Here is a 9,678-nt window from a genome sequence, read left to right as displayed (position 1 = left end):
ATGGTAGTAGTGTTTCTAAAGAAAATAGTATAGCAATAGGGACTTCTGGTGTTCTAACAAAAGGTTCACAAAGTTTAGCAATAGGGGCAGTAAAAGTTGTAACAGAAGGTAAAAATAGTATTTCAATAGGTTCTTATGATGTTAAAGCTGTTTCTGACCAAAGTTTGGCAATAGGAACACTATTTGTTAAAACACTTGGATCAAATAGTGTAGCATTAGGTTCAGCTAAAATAGAATCAAGTGGTAAAAGTAGTGTGGCAATAGGTGCAGTTGGTGTTAACTCTAAAGGTGATTTCAGTTTAGCTATAGGTACAAATGGTACTGCTGCAAATGGAAATTATAGTATAGTAATAGGAAGTGGTTCAAAGAGTGATTCTTTAGGAGGAATTTCAATAGGGTTACAAGCAAAAACTGGTAATAATAATTTATCAACAGCAATTGGATATGAAGCTAATGCTGAAGGAGAAAGTTCCATATCATTTGGTAGTAAGTCAAATGCCAAAATGAAAAATACAATAGCTATAGGACCTTTAACTAAAGCAAATAAGGAATATTCATTTGTTATTGGTGTTAAATCTGAATCTAATTCTGAGAGTGGGCTTGTAATAGGAGAAAATGCATTAATAAGAGAAAATGCAAATTATTCTATAGCTATAGGTATAGGTGCTTATGTAGGTAAACCTATTAAAAAACCGGATGTATCTCCAATTTTTGATACGGGTGTAGTTGGAACACATACTGTTATTAGAGGAACTTATCTTACTAATAATCCTCAAGAAAGTGTAAAATATGAACACAGTACAGCGTTAGGACCGCATGCAAGAGCTTATGGTTATCAAACGATGGCTATTGGGGCTGCTTCAGAAAGTTATGGTGTAAGTTCTATTGCAATAGGAAATGTTTCAAAGGCTTATGGGGATTTATCAATGGCTATTGGTGTAAATTCATCAAGTGTTGGAATTAATTCTATTTCTTTAGGAAATAGTTCTGAAGCGATAAAAGATGAAAGTGTTAGTATAGGTAAATATTCGGTTTCAAATTCTTTAGGTGGTATTGCTATTGGGTCAAATTCATTATCTAATATTGAATCTGATGTTTTAGGTTATAATCCTAATGATAAAGATTTTAATAAAGAAAAAGTATTAGGTTCTAATCTAGAAAAATTTAATACATTGGGTAAGGAAATTGAAGATTTAAAAGTTACTAAATCTACTTTATATAATCAATTTTTAGAAATTGTTAAAAAAATTGATGATAAAACAGTAACTGAGGAAGAAAAGAAAACACTTGAATTAGAAAAAATAGAAAAAGATAAACAATTAACTGAAAAAGATAATGAAATTAATAAGAGAAAAATAGAAATTAATAAATTGATGTCATCTTGGGTTTCAACATCAGGAGCATTTTCAGTTGGGAATTCTATAAATAATGTAACAAGACAAATAATAAATGTTTCAGCTGGAACACTTGATACCGATGCAGTAAATGTAGGGCAACTTAAAAATATTACTTTAAATGTTATTGCAGGTGGTGAAGATAGAAAGATAAAATTGTCAGAAGATAAATTAAAATTTATTGGAGAAAATGGAATAACTACAAAATTTGATAAAGAAGGTAATGTTAGAATAGGACTTTCTTTAAAAGGAAAAGGGGATGTAGTTGTAACTGAAGAAAGTAGTAATGGTACTACTTCTAATTCTGAAAATAAACCTGATGTTATAAATTCAACAATTACACAACCTAATAATTCTAATACAGGAGCAAGTATTTCACAACCTGTAATTAATCAAATAACTAAAGTAGTGGATTTAAGCAAGGAAGTTAAAGATAAAATTGCTAAAATTGATAGATTAGAAGAAAAAATTAATGAATTAAAATCAAATAGTGAAACTGACACTAGAATACGTAGTATTGAAAATAAATCATATTCAGGTATAGCTTCTGCTATCGCTATGGCTAATATGCCTACATATTCTTCTGTTATTAATGGATATGAACTTAATATAGCTTATGGGAATTATGCGAATGCTCATTCTATAGCATTTGGTATGAGTGGAAAGTATAATAAAGTAAGTTATAAAATTAGTGGTGGTATTAATAATAAAGGAAATATTTCTTTTGGTTTAGGATTAGGGTTTAGGTTAAGTAAAAATAATGTATTTGATAATCAAGTTTTACAAAATACAGATAGAAAAAGAATTTTTGAACTTGAAAATAAATTAAGCAGTCTAGAAAAAGAATATAAAGATTTGATTGAAAAGGTTAAAAAATTATATAAATAAAATAAACTTTAGGAGGAATAATTATGAAAAAATTATTGATGTTAGGATTTACAATGTTAGCTTTATCAAGTTGTGCGACTGTTGTACATGGTACTACTCAAAATATGAGAGTTAAATCACAGTCAAATCAAATGATTACAATTAAAGACAGTATGGGTAATGTGGTCGTAAAAGGGAAAGGAGAAATTGTTACTAGATTATACAGAGGTAAAGGAGCGTTTGATCCAGCTTCATATACTGTAGAAACAGCAACTGAAAAAGTTAATATTATACCAAGAATAAGTGTTGGACCATTTATAGTTGGTAATTTCTTTTTACCAGGTTGGTTATGGTATATAGTAGATGGTGCAAATGGTGCAGCATTTGATTTAGGTACAAATGCAGGATATACAGAATCTATTACAATGGAATAATATTATAAAAATAACGTGTACTAATTTTTATTAGTACACGTTTTAATTTTAAATAATAGTTATATATTTTTTATTTATAGAATATTCAATATTTATATTATATTCTTTAAATTTATTTTCTATTATTTTATAAATATCTTCATTTATTTCTTTCAAATCATTTTCAATTTTTTTTATTTCCATACTTTGTTTACCACAAGCATCTTTTAAACTGATCTTAATATTATAATCTTTTAATAATTTATTTATTTCAATTATATGGTCAAAAGTTACGATTTTCATTATTTAGTACCAAAGATTCTATCTCCAGCATCTCCAAGACCTGGATATATATATTTATGTTCGTTAAGACCTTTATCAATAGAAGCTATGTATAAATCAACATCAGGATGATGAGAAACAACTTTTTCTACTCCTTCAGGAGCCCCTATAATACATAGTACTGAAATATTAGTTACTCCTAAAGATTTTAGGTAATCTATAGTATATATTATTGAACCACCAGTTGCAAGCATAGGATCTATAATTAAAACTTTACTTTCAACAACGTTAGTTGGCATTTTTGCATAATAGTAAGTAGGTTCGAAAGTTTCTTCATTTCTATAAACTCCTAAATGTCCAACTTTAGCATTAGGTATAGATGCAAGCATCGCATCAACCATTCCAAGACCGGCTCTTAATATAGGAACTATAGTAACCGGTTCATCAAGTACAAGAGTTTCAGTCTCTTGTATAGGTGTAGTTATTGTAGTCTTTTTAAGTTTAAGATCTTTTGTTGCTTCATATATCATAAGTGAAGCTATTTCATTTAAACTTTCTCTAAATAATTTTGTATCAGTGTTAACATTTCTTAAAATTGAAAGTTTGTGACTGATTAATGGGTGATTGTATTCAAATACTGCCATATAAACCTCCTAAAATATTTTTTTTAAAAAAAACAGAATTACAAAAGTAACTCTGTATTTTATTATAAATTGTATTTTTTCTTGAACTTATCAACTCTACCTGTTTCATCAACAAATTTAGATTTACCAGTATAGAAAGGATGTGAAGTTGAACTTATTGCAACCTTAACAACTGGGTATTCTTTACCTTCAAATTCAACAGTTTCTTTTGAAGATTTAGTAGATTTTCCTAAAAATCTTTCACCATTACTTGTATCTTCGAATACAACTAATCTGTATTCTGGATGTATACCTTTTTTCATTTGTGGACTCCTTTCATAAAATAAATATATATAATTTATGAATTTATAACACTAAATATGTGCATAAATATACAAAGTTAAAGCTTAAGCGTTTAATGCTTGAACTTTAGTAGCTAATCTAGATTTAGTTCTTGAAACAGTATTTTTCTTTAATATACCTTTAGAAACTGCTTTGTCTAATTCTTTATAAGCCACAGATAATGCTGCCTTAGCATCATCAATATTTTTAGAATCAACTGCAACTAAAACTTTTTTTATAAAAGTTTTAACTCTACTTTTAACAGCTTGGTTTCTTAATCTATTTCTTTCACCAATTACGATTCTTTTTTTAGATGATTTAGTATGTGCCATTCTGTTTTCCTCCTTTATACACAATTTAACTAAATAATTTTATCATAAATTATGGTATTTGTAAATACTTTTCTTTATTTTTTCTTTATTTTTTGATATAATTTATTTATAAAAGTAGGAAAGTGAGTAATTTTGTGCTTATAAAAGATATATATAATAAATTGCATGCTGACTTTAAATATGAAAAAAGAGAAAATCAAATTGAAATGTCAGAATTTATAGATGAAGGTTTATTTGAAAAGCGTCAAACATTAATAGAAGCAGAAACAGGGTCTGGTAAAACTTTGGCATATTTAATTCCTTTGATTTTAAGAAGTATTAATAATAATGTTAATGTTGTAGTATCGACAAATACTATAAATCTTCAAGAGCAAATATTGAAACAAGAATTACCGTTGATAGAAAAACTTTTAGGAGTTAAATTAAATTATACTTTAATAAAGGGAAGAAGTAATTATGTATGTAGAAGAAAATTAGATGAATTTTATCTAAAAAATAATAAGAATGAAAATTTTGAAAATATATTAAAAGATATAGAAATTTCTAAAACAGGGGATAGAGCTGATATAAAAAATAAAGAAATATTTAAAATATGGAATGAAATAAAATCTGAAAAAGAAACGACTCTTTCAGTTAAGTGTCCTTATTATGATAAATGTTATTATTATAATACTAAAAAAAACAATGAATTTAATATTTTTATAGTTAATCATAATATTCTTATACTAGATTCTATACTTCGTTCTGAAAATGATATTTCTTTAATACCAGAATATGATTCTGTGGTAATAGATGAGGCACATAATCTTGAAAATACTGCAAGAGCATGTTATACAAAAGAATTTTCTTTTAGAGAAATTAATAAGTATTTAGGTCAGTTATATAATAGAAATGCTAAAACAATTGATAAAAGTGGTAATATGTTAAGACTGTTGGAAAAATTACCAGAATTAAAAATATTTGAGGATCAAATTATCTCATCTTTAGACAATATATATGATAATACGTTTATTATAATGAAAAAGCTAATTAAAATATATCCAAAAATACCTTCAAATGGAGTTAGAGCAGATAAAATTTATGACTTAAATGTAACTGATCAAATATCAAATATTAAATCTTCTATTAAATCTTTAGATTTTATTTTAAAAGAAATGTTGAACATCATCAAAGATGATATTAAAGCATCTAAAGATAAAGAAGTTGAAAGAGCATATCAATTAATTAAAAATTATTTTAAATATATTAAAGATAAAATAGCAGTTCTTAATAGTTTTTTTGCTTTTGATTTAAAAAATAATATATATTGGCTAAACTATGCAGATAATGTTTTTCTTACTTTAAATATTACACCATACAATATATCAAAACTTTTTTCAATGGGCTTTATATCTAAAAGATTAGTTTTGACTTCAGCCACTTTAACAGTTAATGGTAGTTTTAAGTATCTAGAAAATAGTTTAGGATTAGAAAATGTTAGTTCAAAAATTATAGAGTCAACTTTTAATTATAAAGATAATATGAATATATACCTACCTTCTGATATATCTTTACCGGACAATTTTTCATTTAAACAAGAAATGGCTGATTTTATTTACAACTATATTGTTAAAAATGAAGGAAAAACTTTTGTTCTATTTACATCGTATATGGATTTAAATTATGTGTATGATTATATACTAAAAAAAGAACATAATCTTACTGTATTGCGACAAGGGGATTATGAACGAGGACAGCTATTAGAAAAATTTAAAAAATTAGAAAATACGGTACTATTAGGAACTGATAGTTTTTGGGAAGGGGTAGATGTTAAAGGAGAAAAATTAAGTAATGTGATAATTTCTAAAATACCTTTTCAAGTTCCAGATGATCCTATAGTTAAATCAATTTCTGAAATGTTAGGGACTAAATCATTTACAGAATATCAGCTACCTTATGCTACTATTAAAATGAAACAAGGAGTTGGAAGATTGATAAGAGATAAAGAAGATCGAGGAAATATAGTCATATTAGATAAAAGGATGTATAGTAAAGGTTATGGTAAAATGATAATGAAATCTCTCCCAAAGGGTAATATTGAAATATTATCTATTGCTGAAATTTTATTAAAATGATATAATTTATTATGAAAATGTAGAATTGGAGAAAATTAAATGAAAATTAATTTTTTTGGGAATTTATTAGAGATTAATATAAAAACTAAAGATAATAAAGGTGAAAGTTTTATGAGATATCTATTTAAGGATAGATATTTTTCGCATATAATAATGTATGTATTAATAGTAGGTTTTTTCTTTGTTTTAATATCACTTAAGAATAATACTGAAACTTATGTTTTAGGATCTGTTGCTAAAAATGATGTAATAGCATATAAAGATCTAACATATACTAAAAATATATTAGATGATGATCTTAAACAAAAAATAGAAAAAAATACTACTCCAGAATACGATAGACTAGAAGATGTATCTAAAGTAGAATTAGATAAATTGGAACAATTTTTTCAAAATTTAAATTCTTTAGATCTTAATAATAAAGAAGAAGTTAGTGATTTCATAAAGTTATATTCATTGAAATTAAGTGTAAAAGATGTACTAAGTTTAGGTATAAATAAAAGTGTTAAATACTATCTTTATCTATATAATATATTAGATGAAGTATATCAAGTTGGTATATATCGTGAATCTGATTTTAATAGAATATTAGCCGATAAAGAAATTATACTTACAGAACAAGAAAATAAATTGTTAAAGAATTTTATAGAACCAAATCTTCAAATAAATAGAGCAAAAACTTTGCAAAAAATAGAAGAAAATATGGAAATGATGAGAAATAGTGTAGTTAAGATACATAAAGGTGATTTAATTCTTAAAGAGGGAAGTGTAATAACAGATTCTATATATAATGATCTTGCACATTTAGGTTATGTAAATGCAAAAGATTCAATAATAAGAATTTTAGGAGGATTTTTAACTTTTGTAATAGCATCATTTATATTTATTTCATTATCTATTTATAAGTTTAAAGAAAATTTTGATTCTAAAGAATTTTATCCTATATTTATAACTACAATAATTATAAACCTTGGATATTATTTATTTATGGACAAATTAGATGTAAATTATTTAGCACCTCTTTTACTTTTACCAATAGTTAGTAGTATTTTATATAAAGAATATATATTTGTATTTAGTTTAGTTGCATATAATTATTTCTTTATAATAGAAGATTTAAAGTGGATGTCTGTAATATTATTGTTATCTATTCTTGCGATATATATAAATTCTAAAGTTACAAGTAGAAATGAAATAGTAAGAAATAGTATATATTTAGGACTTATACAATCAATATTTACTTTTGCAGTAGGAGTTTCTTTAAATTATGAATTATTACAAATTATACCAAATGTAATTTATTCAATATTATCTGGTGTATTAACAGGAGTATTTTCATTAGGATTATTACCATATTTTGAAAATTCATTTAATATTTTAACTAATATTAAGTTATTGGAATTATCTAATTTTTCAAATAAATTATTAAAGGAACTGTTGCTTATAGCACCTGGAACTTTTCATCATAGTATAATGGTAGGTGCACTTTCAGAAGCTGGTGCAGAAGCTATAGGAGCAAATTCTATACTTTGTCGTGTAGCTTCATATTATCATGATATAGGTAAAATGAAAAGACCAAAATATTTTGTTGAAAATCAGCAGGGAATAATTAATCCTCACAATAATTTAAAACCTCAAATTAGTGCTTTAATTATTACTTCACATAGAAAAGATGGATATATTTTAGGTAAACAATACGGATTACCTAAAGAAATACTAGATATAATACTTGAACATCACGGAACTACTTTAGTACAATATTTTTACTATAAAGCATTAGAGAGTGGGGAAGATATATTAGAAAAAGATTTTAGATACGCAGGACCTCGTCCAAGTAGTAAGGAATCAGGTGTTATAATGCTTGCAGATACTATAGAAGCGGCTGTTCGTGCAACTAGTGATAAACGTATGGAATCTATAGAAAAATTAGTAAGATATTTAATAAAAAGTAAAGTAGAAGATGGTCAACTTAATGATTGTGGTATGACTTTTGAAGAAGTAGAAAAAGTTACTCAAAGTTTTTTAAATATTTTAAAGGGAATATATCATGAAAGAATTAAATATAATAATGGTATAAGTTAGAGTGTATTTAATATCATAAAAATCAATCATAAACAAAATATATCATTATCATATATAACATATATTTGAAAGATACAAGATTTTATGATAGTATACTTGTATAATAATTATGGAGGTAGAAAAATGAAAGGAAATATAGTTACTAAAAAAATAGTGATGATGTACATGCGTTAATAGCTTGTATTTTAATTAAAGGTACAGGCAGTTTTGCATGTGCCGGTAACTATATGGAAATATATAAAATCAGGCACAAAGCCTGATTTTTTTTTATACTAGAAAGGAGATTTATGTCTTATTTAAAGTTTGAAAATATAATAAAAAAATTTGGAGATAAATTAGCAGTAAATAAAGTTAATTTAGAGGTAAAGAAGGGAGAAGTTTTCGGTATAATAGGTTTATCAGGAGCAGGTAAATCAACTTTAATACGTATGATAAATAGGTTAGAAATACCAACAGAAGGTAAAATTTTATTTGAAGGAGAAAATATATTAGATTGGAATGATGAAAAAGTAAGAAAATATAGAAAAAAAACAGCAATGATATTTCAAAGTTTTAATTTACTTTCTTCAAGAACTGTATTTGATAATGTAGGACTTTCTCTTGAGTTATTAGGTATTTCTAAAAAAGAAAGAGAGAAAAAGGTAAAAGAATTATTAAAACTTGTGGATTTGTATGAACATAAAGATAAATATATTAATAATTTAAGTGGTGGACAAAAACAAAGAGTAGCAATAGCTCGTGCTTTAGCTCTTGAACCAGAAATTTTACTTTCAGATGAATCTACTTCAAGTTTAGATCCTATAACTTCTAATTCTATTCTTGAATTACTTAAAGATATCAATAAAAAACTTGGGATAACTATAATTTTAATTACTCATCAAATGGAGGTAATTAAAAAAATTTGTGATAGAGTCGCTGTTATGAAAGATGGTGAAATAATAGAATTATCTACAGTAAGAGAATTATTTATTTCACCGACAACAAAACTTGCTAAAGATTTGATAAGTGATTTGAAACTTGAAGTACAAACTGGTAAAAAAAATACAATAAAATTAATATTTGATGGAGAACAATCAGATATACCGTATGTATCGGTTCTTACACGTAAATTTAATATAGATATTAATATACTTGGAGGAGCTATAGATACTTTAAGTAATGATACTAAAGTTGGTCATTTAATATTAGAAATAGAAGCTGATGAAATAACTGAGGTTATAGAATGGTTA

General features: G+C 25.5%; 9 protein-coding genes. 5 read left to right on the top strand and 4 right to left on the bottom strand.

Translation table 11 applies throughout. The features are described from left to right. Positions 1–2,282 (top strand): hypothetical protein (locus ACWYO2_RS03190; protein WP_455515053.1); only part of this gene is annotated, 2,282 nt, incomplete at its 5' end. 23 nt (positions 2,283–2,305) lie between these two features. Then, complete coding sequence (locus ACWYO2_RS03185; protein WP_455515052.1) at positions 2,306–2,695, top strand: hypothetical protein; 390 nt, start codon at positions 2,306–2,308, stop codon at positions 2,693–2,695. Between the two features lie 48 nt (positions 2,696–2,743). Here the strand turns inward: ACWYO2_RS03185 and ACWYO2_RS03180 are convergent, their stop codons facing one another. The 4 genes from ACWYO2_RS03180 to rpsT all read right to left on the bottom strand — a co-directional run bounded on the left by ACWYO2_RS03180 (position 2,744) and on the right by rpsT (position 4,253). Beyond that, the gene (locus tag ACWYO2_RS03180; RefSeq protein ID WP_455515051.1) at positions 2,744–2,977 is read right to left on the bottom strand and encodes an RDAC family protein; all 234 of its coding nucleotides are present in this window, start codon (positions 2,975–2,977) and stop codon (positions 2,744–2,746) included. After that, complete coding sequence (gene upp, locus ACWYO2_RS03175) at positions 2,977–3,600, bottom strand: uracil phosphoribosyltransferase (RefSeq protein ID WP_455515050.1); 624 nt, start codon at positions 3,598–3,600, stop codon at positions 2,977–2,979. The genes ACWYO2_RS03180 and upp overlap by 1 nt, the downstream gene beginning before the upstream one ends. 62 nt (positions 3,601–3,662) lie before the next feature. Next, entirely contained in the window at positions 3,663–3,902 is a 240-nt protein-coding gene (locus tag ACWYO2_RS03170; protein ID WP_066895165.1) for a type B 50S ribosomal protein L31, read from the bottom strand. Positions 3,903–3,986: 84 nt separating this feature from the next. After that, complete coding sequence (gene rpsT, locus ACWYO2_RS03165; RefSeq protein WP_455515049.1) at positions 3,987–4,253, bottom strand: 30S ribosomal protein S20; 267 nt, start codon at positions 4,251–4,253, stop codon at positions 3,987–3,989. Positions 4,254–4,375: 122 nt separating this feature from the next. On the opposite strand from rpsT, the gene ACWYO2_RS03160 reads away from it, so the two are divergent. From ACWYO2_RS03160 to ACWYO2_RS03150, 3 genes are all read left to right on the top strand, one after another. After that, complete coding sequence (locus ACWYO2_RS03160) at positions 4,376–6,367, top strand: ATP-dependent DNA helicase (protein ID WP_455515048.1); 1,992 nt, start codon at positions 4,376–4,378, stop codon at positions 6,365–6,367. Between the two features lie 39 nt (positions 6,368–6,406). After that, positions 6,407–8,449, top strand: coding sequence for an HD family phosphohydrolase (locus ACWYO2_RS03155; protein WP_455515047.1), 2,043 nt, complete (start codon positions 6,407–6,409; stop codon positions 8,447–8,449). Positions 8,450–8,736: 287 nt separating this feature from the next. Further along, a partial coding sequence (locus ACWYO2_RS03150) for a methionine ABC transporter ATP-binding protein (protein WP_455515046.1) occupies positions 8,737–9,678 on the top strand: 942 nt, incomplete at its 3' end.

This window comes from Pseudostreptobacillus sp. (genome assembly GCF_977040545.1).
This window is presented reverse-complemented; position numbering and strand designations above follow the sequence as displayed.